The organism is Microbacterium sp. LWH3-1.2 (assembly GCF_040675855.1).
Taxonomy (GTDB): Bacteria; Actinomycetota; Actinomycetes; order Actinomycetales; family Microbacteriaceae; genus Microbacterium.
Genome location: NZ_JBEGIK010000001.1, coordinates 2,284,711 through 2,298,524 on the forward strand (window position 1 = coordinate 2,284,711; position 13,814 = coordinate 2,298,524).

Consider the following 13,814-nt stretch of genomic DNA (forward strand, 5'->3'; position numbering starts at 1 on the left):
ATGGCCGCTGACAACCCCGCCGACTTCGACGAGTTCGAGCCCGGCGACGACCGTCTCGCCGAGAATCTCGCGGACCTTGATGACGACCTCGCCGAGCAGCGGGCCGTCGCGCTGCGCGTCGGCCTCGACGACTACGACCTCGACGATGAGGATGCGGCGCTGCTCGCGGGCATCGTCCGCGGCGAGGACGGTATCGAGTTCCTGCCGGCGCTGCCCGTCGTCGCGATCGTCGGGCGCCCGAATGTCGGCAAGTCGGCGCTCGTGAACCGCATCCTCGGCCGCCGCGAGGCGGTCGTGGAGGACACCCCGGGTGTCACGCGCGACCGCGTCACGTACAAGGCCGAGTGGATGGACCGCCGCTTCACTCTCGTCGACACCGGCGGATGGGAGCCCGACGCGCGCGGCATCGACCGTTCGGTCGCCGCCCAGGCCGAGGTCGCGATCGACCTGTCGGACGTCGTGCTGTTCGTCGTCGACGCGATGGTCGGCGCCACCGCCACCGACGAGCACGTCGTGCGGCTGCTGCGCAAGGCGAACAAGCCCGTCTTCCTCGTCGCCAACAAGATCGACGACGCACGCCAGGAGCCCGAGGCCGCGGCGCTGTGGAACCTCGGCCTCGACCAGCCGTGGCCGGTGTCGGCGATCCACGGCCGCGGCGTCGCCGACCTCCTCGACGAGGTGGTGAAGGTGCTGCCCGACGTGTCGGCCGTGGCCAAGGCCGAGGTCGGCGGGCCGCGTCGCGTCGCGATCCTCGGCCGCCCGAACGTCGGCAAGTCATCGCTGCTCAACAAGGCCGCAGGGGAGGAACGCGTGGTGGTCAACGAGCTCGCCGGCACCACCCGCGACCCCGTCGACGAGATCGTCGAGCTCGGAGGCAAGCTGTGGCGCTTCGTGGACACCGCCGGCATCCGCCGCCGGGTGCACCTGCAGCAGGGTGCCGACTTCTACGCCTCCTTGCGCACGTCGGCGGCGCTGGAGAAGGCGGAGGTCGCCATCGTCGTGATCGACGTGACCCAGACGATCAGCGTGCAGGACCTCAACATCATCGACCTCGTCCTGGAGTCCGGGCGCGCGCTCGTCATCGCCTACAACAAGTGGGACCGACTGGGCGACGACGACATGGATGGCCAGGACCGCCGCCGCTACCTCGAGCGCGAGATCGAGCAGGACCTCGCGCACGTCGCGTGGGCGCCCCGCGTCAACATCTCGGCCCGCACCGGACGCCACCTCGACAAGCTCGTGCCGGCGCTCGAAACGGCCCTCGAGTCGTGGGATCAGCGCATCCCGACGGGCAAGTTCAACGCCTTCCTCACCGAGCTGATCGCCGAGCACCCGCACCCGCTGCGCGGAGGCAAGCAGCCGCGCATCCTGTTCGGCACGCAGGCGTCCACGCGCCCGCCGACCTTCGTGCTGTTCACGACCGGCTTCCTCGACCCGGGCTACCGCCGCTTCATCCAGCGGCGCCTGCGCGAGCTGTACGGCTTCGAGGGCTCGCCGATCGTGATCAACATGCGGGTGCGCGAGCGTCGCCAGCGCTGACGCGGAGTCTGGAATGACGGATGCCTCGCCCCGAGGCATCGGTCCCTGCGTTCAGGCGGACTCGCCGCGGCGGTAGAGAGCGGGGCGCACCATCGCGGTCGCGTCGGGCTCGGCGAAGCCGAACTGGCGGTAGAGGCCGTGCGCATCGCCGGTGAACAGCGTCCAGCGCATGTCGGCACCCGGACCGTCGTCGATCATCAGGCGGATCAGGCGCTTGCCGAGTCCGTGACCGCGGTGCGCGTCGACGACGAAGACATCGGCGAGGTAGGCGAACCCCACGCCGTCGGAGACCGCGCGGGCGAAGCCGACAAGCTCGCCGGTCGAGCGACTGTACGCGGCGACCACACGCCAGGCGTTGTCGAGCTGCGCCTCGACCTGCGCGCGGGTGCGCCACCCGCCCCAGTAGGCCTCTGTGGAGAGCCATGCCCACACGGCGTCGCGCTGGATCCGGTGGGGGTCGTCGTCGAGTTCGTAGAGGGGGTCGTCCGGCATCCCGCCATTCTGTCGGACACGCGAGTAGCGCGGGCCGGGTCGCGCGGGGTTATCGCCGCCGTGGGGGCGTGGTGTGACAGGCTGGCAGGGTGACGATCGAGCCTCCCGCCGCCGGCGAGCCCCGGCGTCCGCACGGACCCCGCGCCCCGGGCGACGCGTGGGTGGTGGCGCCGACGGGGGAGCGGTACTGGGGGCGGTTCGGGGCCGCCGGTCTGCTCGCGATCGACGCCGAGCGGGGAGTGCTGCTGCAGCACCGCGTGTCGTGGAGCCACTTCGGCGACACCTGGGCGCTGCCCGGGGGTGCGCGTCACGAGGGCGAATCGGCTTTCGACGGTGCGTTCCGCGAGGCCGCCGAGGAGGCGGGCGTGCCTGGTGCCGCGGTGCAGCCTCGCGTGCTGAGCGTCTTCGATCTCGGCTACTGGAGCTACACCACCGTCGTGGGCGACGTGATGGTTCCGTTCGCGCCCACGATCAGCGACCCCGAGAGTCGCGAGCTCGCGTGGGTGCCCATCGATGAGGTCACCCGTTACCCGTTGCACCCCGGCTTCGCAGCCTCGTGGGAGCGCATGCGCGGCCTCCTCGGCATGCGGCCCGCAGTCATCGTCGACGTCGCGAACGTCATGGGCTCGGTGCCCGACGGCTGGTGGCGCGATCGCCCCGGCGCCGCCTCCCGCCTGATCGCGCGGATCGCCGACGTCGCCGCGCACGGGGTGCCGGCGTCCGCGCTGGAGATGCCCGAGCAGACCTGGTATCCGGAGTGGACGGCGGTCGTCGAGGGGCGGGCACGCGGGGTGGAGGGTGACGCGGGTGTCGAGCTGGTGCGGGCCGAGGCATCCGGTGACGACGCCATCGTGTTGGCGACGCAGCAGGCGCTTGCCGCGGGGCGCCGAGTGACGGTGGTCACGAGCGACCGCGGGCTTTCGGCGCGGGTGACGGGTGCCGGAGCCGCCGTCCGCGGCGCACGCTGGCTGCTCGACCTGCTCGAGCGCTGAGACCCGTCGGACACCCGGCGTCGTCCTTGCGAGGTCGGCCGGATCAGCGGTAGCGTTCCCGCATCCTTCGAGGGGACACGGGCGCCGCCCCGAGGTCGGCGCTCGACAGGGGTGGGAGCGGCATGAACTCCTCCAGCGACCTCGACGCCGGCCGTGCGGCGATGACCGACTGGCGTTGGGCAGATGCCTGGGAGCGGCTCGCCCGCGTGGACGGGCAGGACGGACTCGGAGCTTCCGACCTCGCGCTCCTGGCGACCGCAGCGCTCTTCCGGGGCGACCCACGGGCGTGCATCGACGCTCTTTCGAGGGCCTACACGGCGCACTTGTCGACGGAGGACGCCGCTGGGGCGGCGCGCACCTCCGGATGGCTCGCCCTCGATCTGATCGAACTGGGGGACTTCACCAACAGCGTGCTGTGGGCGGCGCGCGCGATGCGGATCGTCAACGCCATGCCGGAGCCCGGCGCGCTGGCGGGATTCGTCCGGCTGGCTCCTGCCGTCGGTCAGCTCGGCAGCGGCAACAACGCCGAAGCGGTGCATGCGTTCGAGGAGGTCCTCGCGATCGCTGAGCGCGAGGCCGACCGCGAACTCGCGGCGTTGGCCAGACTCGGCCTGGGAAAGTCCCTCATCGAGTCCGGTGCCGTCTCCGAGGGACTCGGTCGCCTCGATCAGGCGATGACCGCCATCGCGGCCGGCGATGTGGCTCCGCTGCCGACAGGGGTCATCGTCTGCGGCGCTGTCTCCGACGCCGTCCTGGCCTTCGACCTGGACCGCGCGACCGCGTGGACGGGTGTGCTGGGGCGATGGTGCGCCGAACAGCCCCAGCTCATCGCGTTCAGCGGACAGTATCGGGCACTGGAAGCCGGACTCCTGCTGGTTCGCGGGGCCTGGGCGGAGGCATCGACTGCCGTGGAACTAGCCCTCTCGCGCTTTCGGGCAGGCGATTACCGAGCGATGTGGGGCGCGCCCTATCAGCACGCGGAGCTCTCGCGCCTGCGCGGGGCGTTCCATTCCGCCGAGGAGTCTTATCGACGCGCCGGCGAGTCCGGATGGGAGCCGCAGCCGGGTCTCTCGCTGCTCCACCTCGCGCTCGGTCGCACCCGGCGGGCGCAGGACGAGATCCGACGAAGCGCGGCGGGCGCCGACCCGCTCACCCGGCGTTACCTGCTTCCGGCCGTGACCGAGATCGAGGTGGCCGCGGGAGATCACGATGCTGCCCGTCGCGCCGTCGAGGAGCTGCGCGACTCGAGCACGACGACCTCCACGCCGATGCTCGACGCCACGGTCGTCGCCGCCGACGCGCGCGTGCTGCTCGCCGAAGGCCGGATGAGCGACGCGGTGAACGCGGCCCGCACCGCCTCGCGGGCGTGGGAGCTGATCGGGGCGCCGTACGAGGTCGCACGGTGCCGCACGCTCGCCGGCCGCGCCCTGCGCGCGCTCGGCGACGCGGATGCGGCGCAGAAAGAGTTCGATGCTGCCCACACGGTGTTCCTCGCGCTCGGCGCGGAACCCGCCGTCGCCGAGCTGGCCGCAGCGATGGGCGACCGTCGCGCCGGGGCGCTCACTGCTCGAGAGCTGGAGGTCCTGCGACTCGTGTCGACCGGTCTCACCAATCGAGGGATCGGCGAAAGGCTCACCTTGAGCGAGAAGACCGTTGCGCGTCACCTCGCGAACATCTTCGGCAAGCTCGGAATCACGTCCCGAGCGGCAGCGACCGCCTACGCGTACGAGAACGGCTTGGTCTGACCGCGGCGATCGGCTCTACACAGAATGACCCACGGGCGCGCGTCGTCGAAGATGCGCTCTTCGCCCGACGCGGCGCACAGGTGCCCGCGCATACCGTGGGGCCGTGGACATCCCGCTGATCGCCGGCACGGTCTCGACCGTCGTCTTCGCGGTCAGCAACCTGCCGATGCTCGGCAAAGCGCTGCGCACGCGTGACGTCTCGTCGTACAGTCTGCCGAGCCTCGTGATGATCAACGCGGCGAACGCGGTCTACTCGCTCTACGTGTTCAGTCTTCCCGTCGGGCCGATCTGGGCGCTGCACACGTTCTACGTCGTGTCGTGCGCCATCATGCTCGTCCTGTGCCTCGCGCAACGACGCGCGGCGCTCGACGGCCCGCACCCCGGCGACGTCTCCCTCAGTCGGCGTCGCGACCGCGCAGACGATCGATCTCGCGGCGTTCGCGCTTGGTGGGGCGGCCTGCGCCTCGGTCGCGCTGCGCGATGATCGGAGCAGGGTCGCGCGGGGGAGTGCGGTCCTCCATGGCGGTCGCGACCAGCGGGGCGCCGACCCGCTTCGCTATGGTCTGGCGCACCACCAGCATGCGGTCGAAACCGTCGATGCGGACCCGCACCTCGTCTCCGGGCTTGACTGCGTGCGCGGCCTTCGCCCGCTCGCCGTTGACGCGCACGTGCCCCGCCCGGCACGCAGTGGTCGCGGCCGAGCGCGTCTTGTAGATCCGGATCGCCCAGAGCCAGGCGTCGACCCTGACCGACTCGCCCGAAGTCGCAGCATCCGTCATCGCGTCGCCACCGGGGTCTCCGCCGCGTGCCGCGTCCGCACGCTCGCGAGGACGCCCGCGGCGATGAGGCCCTGACCCAGGCAGTACGTGAGCATGACGAGGGGGCTCGTCCAGTCGGGCATCGCGTCGGGAGTGAAGAGGCGGAACGCCAGCACCGAGTCCGATGTCAGGAAGAGCACGCCGCCCCACATGACGAGCGGATGACAACGGGATGCTGCCACCGCCGTGCCGCCGAGCACCAGACCGTAGACCGCGACGGCGATGGCCAGCGCGCCGAGGTTCGGCCACAGCACGGCGAGGAGCACCACCCACCATACGGCGTACACGGCGGCCCAGAGCGGGACGCGGCGCACGGCCACTACCCGCCAGAACAGCCAGATGTAGCAGAGGTGCGCGAGGCCGAAGAACAGCAGCATCATCGGCACGGTCGGCAGCCAGGGCACGAACGTGCCGGCGCCGTCGCCGAGCCACGAGAACACGATGGCGAGCACCAGCAGGGTGTGGGCGGGCGCCCATCGGTAGCCCCAGGCGCCCCACACGACCGCGAGGCCGAGCAGCGGCATCAGGGCGAGCTTCGTCGGTGCGGCAACCGCGTCGGAGCCGGCCGCCAGCGCCGCGACATGCACGATCGACACCGCGATGTACGGCACGAACCCGATCCAGAGCCGACGCATGATCCTCCTCGATACGCAGGGCAACCATAATCGTCGCATGACCGATGTTCTGGCTCGGATGGGCCTCGTCCGGATGTCCGCCCGCGATAGGGCGGCCGAGCACCGTGTGTCGACCCCACTCGAGCTGCTCTTCGACCTGGTGTTCGTCGTCGCGGTGTCGCAGGCGTCGCAGAACCTGCATCACCTCATCGCCGAGGACCACGTGGGCCAGGGCGTGCTCGCGTACCTCATGGTGTTCTTCGCGATCTGGTGGGCGTGGATGAACTTCACGTGGTTCGCCTCGGCGTTCGACACCGACGACTGGCTGTACCGCGTGCTCACCATCGTGCAGATGGGCGGCGTCCTCGTCCTCGCTGCCGGAGTGCACGACGCGATGGTGGAGCTCGACTTCCTCGTCGTGACGTGGGGCTACGTCATCATGCGATTGGCGCTGGTCGCGCAGTGGCTGCGGGCCGCAGCATCCGATCCGGATTCCCGACGCACCGCGCTGCGCATGGCCCTCGGTGTCACTGCGGTGCAGGTGCTGTGGGTCGCGCGCATCTACCTGCTGGACGAGGCGGCGCAGTTCTGGACCTTCTTCGTGCTCGTGGCGCTCGAGCTGCTCGTACCGGTGTGGGGCGAGTCCTCGGGCCGCACCGCGTGGCATCCGCACCACATCGCGGAGCGCTACGGGCTGTTCACGCTCCTGCTCCTCGGTGAGAGTCTGCTCGCCTCGGCGAACGCGATCATCGACGCGCTCGGCGAGGGGGAGCACGTCCCGGAGCTCGTGACGCTCGCGATCTCGGGGATCGTCGTGACCGCCGGCATCTGGTGGGTCTACTTCTCCCGCGAGCAGCAGCACCGGCTCAAGGGCAGGCAGTCCGCCTTCCGCTTCGGCTATCTCCACTACGTGATCTTCGCGTCGGTCGGTGCCGTGTCGGCGGGCGTGGAGGTCGAGATCGACGAGATCACCGGGCACACCGAGATCTCGCACGAGATCGCCGGTCTCGCCTTGACGCTGCCGATCGCGATCGTGGTGACGGCGTCGTGGTTCGTGCTGCTGCGCGCGTCCTTGTCGCGCTGGGCGTCGGCGGCCGTGCTCGCCGGGGCGGTGCTGATCGCGCTGGCGGGTCTGCTGCCGTCGGGGGAATACGTCGTCGCGGCCGCGCTTCTGGTGGGCGTGGTGGTCGTGCTCGAGGTCGATCGCGTTCGCCGGGAGCCGACGCAGGTCCGTTGACGCGGACGGATGCTGCGCCCTCGGGGTTTCGGGCGGGGCGCGGGTTCAGCTCGCGAGATCGAGCGACACGATCGCGATGTGCGGCTTCGGCCGCGCCACCTCGTGGAACCCCGCTTCTTCGAACGTCGACAGCACGCCGTGGAACAGCTCATTGGAGGGGATCTTCCTGCCGGCGTCGGGGTCGAGCGGGTACGCCTCGATCACCCGGGCTCCGCTCTCTCGCGCATGCGCGATCGCGGCCTCGAGCAGCATGGCGTTGAGGCCTTGGTTGCGGTGCTCCTTGCGCACGACGAAGCAGCTCACCGACCACACCGTCTCGTCATCCCACGCCTCTTCCGACGCGCCGATGAAGTTGCGCGTGCGGCCCAGCCGCACCTGCGTCGTGCGCGGCCCGATCCGCACCCAGCCGGCCGCTTCGCCGTCGACGTAGGCGATGAGGGCCGGGGGCGGCCCGGCATCGAGCTCGTCGCGCAGGAGCTCCTGCCGCTGCACCTGCGACGTCTGCTGCCACTGCGCGTTCGTGATCATCCACCACTGGCACTGGCAGCCGCGGCCGTCGCCTCCGCCGCTGAGCGCGTGCTGCGCGTCGTCGAAACGATCTCCGGTGGCCGGTTCGATGGTGATGTTCGCCATGTCGCGACGCTAATGCGCCCCACCGACACGGGCAAGCATCGACGGATGCCACGCCCGGGCGTGCCCCGGTTCGCGAGGCCTCCGTGGAGCGGGTAGGATGGGGGAGTTGTCCGCGTGCAAGCGAGGGCATCGGGATGTGGCGCAGCTTGGTAGCGCACCTGACTGGGGGTCAGGGGGTCGCAGGTTCAAATCCTGTCATCCCGACCGGTAAGTCCCGGGAACCTCAGGGTTCCCGGGACTTTCTCGTTGGTGAGATGTGACCACGTCATCGCGATGCCGTCACTTCGACCGCCCCAGCGCCCGATCGCGGGCAGACACCCGGCTGCTTCGACTCCGCTCCGGTTGCTCCCGAACGGTGGGGTCGGCCTCCGTATTCACCCCCGACAGTACGAGCGCACATCGAACCCGCGTCATGCCGGCGTTCGGCAATCTGACGCCGCGTGAGATCAGCGGCGCGCGCTCGACTGAAGCGGGCGAACCGTTGCTGTCCTATTCGCGCTCTCGTGTCTCCAGCCGTTCGACGAACTCGTGAAGCGCGCTCCGCGTGGGCAGATCGACCCTCAGTCGAATACTCCCGGTCTGCGCTCCGGCACCGTTCACGATCGCGGCGCCTCCGAGCCGGTCGAGGAACGGCCGCATCTCCTCGGCCACGTCCGTCGGCAGATAGCCCACACCTCGCCCGTTGGAGAACACGGCGATGTTGACCGACCCTCGCGAGCTGTCGGGCTCACAGCGAAGGATGTAGGCGCGACGCTCATGCCCCTGACGCTCGCGATCGTTCACGAGATAGTGGGTCCGCTCCAAAGCGACCGAGCGCGATGTTAACGCTCGCAGATCGGGCAGGTCGTCATGGCGCCTGACACGCCCCGTGAACATATGGACAAGCTCTTCCCACCATGCGTGCATGAACGCCCTCTCTTCGCACGCTCAGCGCTGGAGACGCGCCCGCGGTCGGCCTATCGTCCCGGGGACTCGAACATGCAGCCCGCGGGAACGCACGCTGATGTGCACGCGGGTGGCACGGCCGAAGCTGTCACCGTCGAGATCGACGATGTGGGGAGTCTCGAAGTGGCCCTCGAACTGCGTGCCCTGCAGGTACACCAGTTCATGAATGTCCGGCGCCTGCCCGAGCAGCTTTCGACCGAGTGGGGAGCGGCGGGCGATGCCCTGGAGAGTCAGGCGCGTCCCGATCCTCGCCCATCCGAAAGCTCCCTTCGGGCGCATCATGACGACGTCCAGCAGGCCATCATCGATGACCGCATCGGGGATCAGGAGCATGTTTCCCGTGAGCGTTCCGCAGTTTCCGACGATGACGGTATGAGCACGGGTCGACCTGGCCCGCCCCCGATCGACGCGGTAGTCCATGTGGAAGAGTCTGTTCGCGATGATCGACCGGGCGATCGGCGTGACGTACGCGAACCACCCGAGATGCTTCTTCGCGATCGCGCTGGTGTTCTCCGCCATCTCGGCGTCAAGGCCGATGCCGGCCATCACCACAAACACATGGGAAGCTCGCCTGCCGGTCTCGTCCTCAAGCTCAACGACGCCCACATCCACGGCGCGATCCTCACCAGAGAAGGCGGTCGAGACGCAGGAGCGGATGTCGTTGAGAGGTAGGCCGAGATCTCGGGCGAGAAGATTCCCGGTGCCCGCCGGGAGAAGTGCAACCGGCGTCCCGGTGCCTTGCATGACCTCGGCGACGGCTCGCACCGTGCCATCGCCACCGGCGACGATCACCACCGCGGGCTCGTCGGCGAGCGCCTGCTCGGCAGCAGACCGCCCGAAGTCATGGCCGTTCGTCTCATACCACAGCGTGTCGTACCATCCCAGTGAGCGCTCCTGCTCCTCGACGGCAGGGCGGATCCGATCGACGGAGAGCTTGGCCGGGTTGTAGACAACCGCCGCATGGGTTCGCATCATGATCTGAGAAGCCCGCGCGATGGTCGGGTGCCCAGAGCGATGCGGCTCGGCTGCTCGGTCGGTCGAGGCATGGACCCGGCGAGCGTCAGCGGCGAGCTTCATGACCGGATGCAGATGCCGGTTGCGTGTTTCCAGAGGCCCTGAAGGACACCGACGCCGCCAGCGCCGTCACAGCCGTCGCTCGTTCATTCTCGCTGGCGGCCGCTTCCGCGAACCGGAAGGCCGCTGCTTCCCGCGTCGCGCGAACGACCGCGCTGATTTCGGCGAGCCGATCCGCGAGCACACTCGCTAACCCATCCCGCAACTCCTCGAGATTTGTGTTCGCAATCTCCAGACGGCGATCCGATACCGTGACCTCAACAGTGGGGTACCCCGACTCCGTGAGACAGTCGCGTGTCTCATTGCCAAGGATCGCCGTCACCTCTTCCCGTTCGGGACGGCGACTGAATACTGCCTCCACCATGTACCGATCCGGGGCATCCTCGGTCATCAGCGCTGCAGGCAGCGAACCCACGAGCACCGATCCCAGGCCCAGGGGCGCGGCGTCCACACCGCTCGTTCGTGTCTGCGTCTTCATGATGTGACGGTACGCCTCCAACATGTGCACCTCACAGGTTGCGCGAACGTCGCGCGCGTCGCGGGCCAACCCACCAGTCCCGCGATCGGAGGACGACTCTCTCTCAGAGGGCGTCAGCACGTGGTCAGTCGCCGTCGACGCCGATCCGCCCCGCACCGACTGGTCGGCGCATCGCGAATCGGCCCAGCGAAGGGCTCCTGCGCGCCGGCGTCCGAGACGTTGCCGCATGTCGGCCTGCCTGTGCGTTCGCCGTGCCCCCGGTGCGCGCGCGGGGTTACGGGGATACCCTGAGAGCAGATGGCCCGGACCCCGTCATTGATGCGACACGATCTGTGCGCGCTTCATGTGGCAGGGGGCATGAGATGGCCGTCATCCCTTCGGGATCGATCGCATCGTCGGTGCGATCCACGACGCCGAAGACGCCGAATCACTACACGGAGTTGTCGCAGCTGGTGACCGGAAGCGGTCTCATGCGTCGTCGTTACGGCTATTACTGGACGAAGCTCGTCGCGGCCCCGATCGTGATCGCGGGCGTGATCACCGGTTTCATCCTCATCGGCGACACCTGGTGGCAGCTGGTGACGGCGGCCGTGCTGGCCGTCGTTCTCACGCAGGTTGCCATGCTCGGTCATGACGCTGCCCACCGGCAGATCTTCCGCTCGGGTCGGTGGAACGACTGGACCACGCTGGTGATCGGTAATCTCCTCGTGGGAATGAGTTACGGCTGGTGGCAGCACAAACACACGCGGCATCATGCCAACCCGAACAAGATCGGCAGCGATCCCGACATCGAACTGCCCGTCATCGCGTTCACTCCGGAGCAGGCGGACCGTCGGCGCGCGAGTCGCAGTGGACCACTGCGTTGGCTGATCGCGCACCAGGGGGTGTTGTTCTTCCCGATCCTGCTGCTGGAGGGCCTCTCGCTGCACGCATCGAGCGTGCGTCGTGTGTTCTCGCGGGAACCGTTGCGTCGCCGTCCGATCGAGATCGCGTTCCTCGCGGCGCGGATCATCGGGTTCCTCGTGCTCGTGTTCCTGGTGCTGTCGCCGGGGATCGCGTTCGCGTTCCTCGGGGTTCAGCTCGGTGTGTTCGGCGTCTACATGGGCATGGCGTTCGCTCCGAACCACAAGGGGATGCCGCTTGTCCCGGCCGACGTGAAGGTGGATTTCCTCCGTCGGCAGGTGCTGATGAGCCGGAATATCCGTGGCAACCGGCTGCTGGACACGGCAATGGGAGGGCTCAACTACCAGATCGAGCATCACCTGTTCCCCTCGATGCCCCGACCGCACCTCCGGCAGGCGTCGGGGATGATCAGCGCATTTTGCCGGGAGCATGGCGTGCCTTATACCCAGACGGGTCTCTGGCAGTCCTACGGGATCGTCGTCCGCTACATCAACAGGGTGGGGCTCGGCGAGCGCGATCCCTTCGAGTGTCCGCTGCTCCAGCAGCGGCAGACCCTTTAGCCGGACCGGCAACCGGCGCAGCTCCGGCGTGGTCAGAGGACCAGTCGCCCGGCGATGACGTCGGCCGCGACGACACCGATGCGGGTCTGGGTGGAGCGGGCGCGGCTCCGGATCCGCGCGAACGCCTCGTCCATGTCGATGTTCTGTCGCTGGGCGAGGTATCCCTTGGCCTGCTCGATCACCACCCGGCTGTCGAGCGCGCGCTGGAGCTGAGCCTGGGTGAGCTCCGACTCCTCTGCCAGGCGCTGCTGCAGGATGCTGATGGTGGCGATGTCAGCCAGGGCCTGCGCCGCGGCGGCATCTGCTGCGTTGAGCGCTCCCGGTTCCTCCCGCAACAGGTTCAGCGATCCCAGCGTCGAGTCCCGCAGTCGCAGCGGAATGGCGTGAATCGACAGGAACCCGGAGGCGCGGGCATCGGCCGCGAACGCCGGCCAACGGTCCGCGATCTGGTCGATGTCGTCCACCGAGACGACTTCGCCGGTCGTCGCCGCCTCCACGCAGGGGCCGGCACCGACTCTCAGCTGCATCAGCTCGACGAGTTCGCTTCGCTCGCTGGTGGAGACGATCACCTCGAGCTGATTCGACGGGCTCAGCAGAAGGATGCCGGCCGCGGACGCGTCGAACAGCGAGATGCAGTCGTCGACGAGTCGCTGGAGAAGGTCGACGACATCGAAGTCGTCGACGAGAGAGTCCGCCAGCGTGACGAAGGTTCCCAGCAGCTGATGCTCACGGGTCGGCACCGTCATGCCGTCATCCTAGGCGGTGTCCTGTCACGGGCCGAGGTCCAGGCTGCGGGCGATCACCGCGGCGGCGACGTCGCGCACGGGGCGGCCCGTCGCGTAGGCGTGCCCGCGCAGGAGCATGAGGGCGTCGTCCACGTCGATTCCGTTCCTGGCCGCGACCATGCCCGTCGCCTGGTGCACCTCCCGCCGCGAGTACGGCTCGTCGGCCGTTTCATCATCGGTCACATCGAGGCGGCCCAACGCTCGGCGCAGGAGCGTGCCGGAGACGATCACCGCGAGCCTGCTCAGCCCGGTGATGTCGGCGACGGACAACTCGCGGGCGGCGGTCGAATAGAGAGCGATCGACCCGATGCCCACCGTCCCGACGAACAGCGGGAAGGCGTAGAGCGACCCCAGATCGAGCTCTCGGAGGGCCGCCCACGCGCCCGGCCACAGCGCTCCGCCGTCGACCTGGAGATCGGCTGCCGCGACCGGGCGCCGGGTACGCAGGGCCTCCCACGACGGACCCTCACCCAAGTCGATCTGGATCTCGTCGATCCGGGCTCCGAGCGTGGTGCTGGCACACACCGTCTGCGATCCCATCGGCGAACCGAGGGTGGAGATCACCGCGCCCGCCATCGCGACGGCCGCTCGCAGCGGCGAGCACAGATCATCGCTTCCCACCGCGGTGAGCGCGGCGGCGGCGAGCGAGAACGCATCGCCTTCTGGCTCCTTGCCGGCTGTCATCGACATCGCTCCCCGCCGTTCGCATCGGAATGAGCGGGCGCTGGGTCCGGGTGCCCTTGCCGCGATCGTACACCGCTTGCTTCAACGTGGGCCGGAACGTGCGCGGCCCGGCAGGCGTGATGGGTACCAGGATCCGCGTGGGGACGATCTCCGCCGTTCCTCCGCACCGCGGCCCCTCGGGCCCCTCGGGCCCGGCGGGCGCCGCGGGGTCGGGTCGGCTCGGCGTCGGGAGGAGACCGGATGCATCACTAGCTGGGAGCGCATACATCTGCTGTGCGTAGTCTGCGGACATGGGCCGACAACACGAAGAGGGTC

The 13,814-nt window shown here is 69.2% G+C and carries 15 protein-coding genes and 1 tRNA gene; 7 read left to right on the plus strand and 9 right to left on the minus strand.

What is annotated here, in order from left to right; translation table 11 throughout:
* Entirely contained in the window at positions 1-1,539 is a 1,539-nt protein-coding gene (gene der, locus MRBLWH3_RS10530) for a ribosome biogenesis GTPase Der (RefSeq protein WP_363431470.1), read from the plus strand.
* Positions 1,540-1,590: 51 nt separating this feature from the next.
* Here the strand turns inward: der and MRBLWH3_RS10535 are convergent, their stop codons facing one another.
* Positions 1,591-2,031, minus strand: coding sequence for a GNAT family N-acetyltransferase (locus MRBLWH3_RS10535; RefSeq protein ID WP_363431473.1), 441 nt, complete (start codon positions 2,029-2,031; stop codon positions 1,591-1,593).
* 89 nt (positions 2,032-2,120) lie between these two features.
* On the opposite strand from MRBLWH3_RS10535, the gene MRBLWH3_RS10540 reads away from it, so the two are divergent.
* From MRBLWH3_RS10540 to MRBLWH3_RS10550, 3 genes are all read left to right on the plus strand, one after another.
* Complete coding sequence (locus tag MRBLWH3_RS10540) at positions 2,121-3,023, plus strand: NUDIX hydrolase (protein ID WP_363431476.1); 903 nt, start codon at positions 2,121-2,123, stop codon at positions 3,021-3,023.
* A gap of 122 nt (positions 3,024-3,145) precedes the next feature.
* Positions 3,146-4,768: a LuxR C-terminal-related transcriptional regulator gene (locus MRBLWH3_RS10545; RefSeq protein WP_363431479.1), complete on the plus strand. Its 1,623-nt coding sequence runs from the start codon at positions 3,146-3,148 to the stop codon at positions 4,766-4,768.
* 103 nt (positions 4,769-4,871) lie between these two features.
* Positions 4,872-5,252 carry a hypothetical protein gene (locus MRBLWH3_RS10550; protein WP_363431482.1) on the plus strand — a complete coding sequence of 127 codons (381 nt, stop codon included), beginning with the start codon at positions 4,872-4,874 and terminating at the stop codon, positions 5,250-5,252.
* Here the strand turns inward: MRBLWH3_RS10550 and MRBLWH3_RS10555 are convergent.
* Both MRBLWH3_RS10555 and MRBLWH3_RS10560 read right to left on the minus strand, forming a co-directional pair.
* On the minus strand, positions 5,164-5,547 hold the full coding sequence (locus MRBLWH3_RS10555) for an RNA-binding S4 domain-containing protein (protein ID WP_363431484.1): 384 nt from the start codon (positions 5,545-5,547) through the stop codon (positions 5,164-5,166). The genes MRBLWH3_RS10550 and MRBLWH3_RS10555 overlap by 89 nt on opposite strands.
* Entirely contained in the window at positions 5,544-6,221 is a 678-nt protein-coding gene (locus tag MRBLWH3_RS10560) for a lysoplasmalogenase (RefSeq protein WP_363431487.1), read from the minus strand. The genes MRBLWH3_RS10555 and MRBLWH3_RS10560 overlap by 4 nt, the downstream gene beginning before the upstream one ends.
* Positions 6,222-6,258: 37 nt before the next feature.
* Here MRBLWH3_RS10560 and MRBLWH3_RS10565 point away from each other — a divergent pair, with 37 nt between their 5' ends.
* A complete protein-coding gene (locus tag MRBLWH3_RS10565) occupies positions 6,259-7,437 on the plus strand; it encodes a low temperature requirement protein A (RefSeq protein WP_363431489.1) in 1,179 nt (392 codons plus the stop codon).
* A gap of 45 nt (positions 7,438-7,482) precedes the next feature.
* Here the strand turns inward: MRBLWH3_RS10565 and MRBLWH3_RS10570 are convergent, their stop codons facing one another.
* Positions 7,483-8,070 carry a GNAT family N-acetyltransferase gene (locus MRBLWH3_RS10570; RefSeq protein WP_363431491.1) on the minus strand — a complete coding sequence of 196 codons (588 nt, stop codon included), beginning with the start codon at positions 8,068-8,070 and terminating at the stop codon, positions 7,483-7,485.
* A gap of 130 nt (positions 8,071-8,200) precedes the next feature.
* Between MRBLWH3_RS10570 and MRBLWH3_RS10575 the strand changes: the two genes are divergently transcribed.
* Positions 8,201-8,274: transfer RNA gene (locus MRBLWH3_RS10575), tRNA-Pro, on the plus strand.
* Positions 8,275-8,559: 285 nt separating this feature from the next.
* On the opposite strand, the gene MRBLWH3_RS10580 is transcribed toward MRBLWH3_RS10575, so the two are convergent.
* The 3 genes from MRBLWH3_RS10580 to MRBLWH3_RS10590 form a co-directional block, all read right to left on the minus strand.
* Positions 8,560-8,853, minus strand: coding sequence for a hypothetical protein (locus tag MRBLWH3_RS10580; protein WP_363431493.1), 294 nt, complete (start codon positions 8,851-8,853; stop codon positions 8,560-8,562).
* 144 nt (positions 8,854-8,997) lie between these two features.
* On the minus strand, positions 8,998-9,990 hold the full coding sequence (locus tag MRBLWH3_RS10585) for a diacylglycerol/lipid kinase family protein (RefSeq protein ID WP_363431496.1): 993 nt from the start codon (positions 9,988-9,990) through the stop codon (positions 8,998-9,000).
* 85 nt (positions 9,991-10,075) lie between these two features.
* Entirely contained in the window at positions 10,076-10,567 is a 492-nt protein-coding gene (locus MRBLWH3_RS10590; protein ID WP_363431498.1) for a hypothetical protein, read from the minus strand.
* A gap of 362 nt (positions 10,568-10,929) precedes the next feature.
* On the opposite strand from MRBLWH3_RS10590, the gene MRBLWH3_RS10595 reads away from it, so the two are divergent.
* Positions 10,930-12,030, plus strand: a complete 1,101-nt coding sequence (locus tag MRBLWH3_RS10595) for a fatty acid desaturase family protein (protein WP_363430179.1) — start codon at positions 10,930-10,932, stop codon at positions 12,028-12,030.
* A gap of 32 nt (positions 12,031-12,062) precedes the next feature.
* Here the strand turns inward: MRBLWH3_RS10595 and MRBLWH3_RS10600 are convergent, their stop codons facing one another.
* A complete protein-coding gene (locus MRBLWH3_RS10600) occupies positions 12,063-12,776 on the minus strand; it encodes a GAF and ANTAR domain-containing protein (RefSeq protein ID WP_363430181.1) in 714 nt (237 codons plus the stop codon).
* A 24-nt stretch (positions 12,777-12,800) separates the two neighbouring features.
* Positions 12,801-13,499 (minus strand): GAF and ANTAR domain-containing protein, encoded by a 699-nt coding sequence (locus tag MRBLWH3_RS10605; protein ID WP_363431501.1) that lies wholly within the window; start codon positions 13,497-13,499, stop codon positions 12,801-12,803.
* Positions 13,500-13,814: the final 315 nt, after the last annotated feature.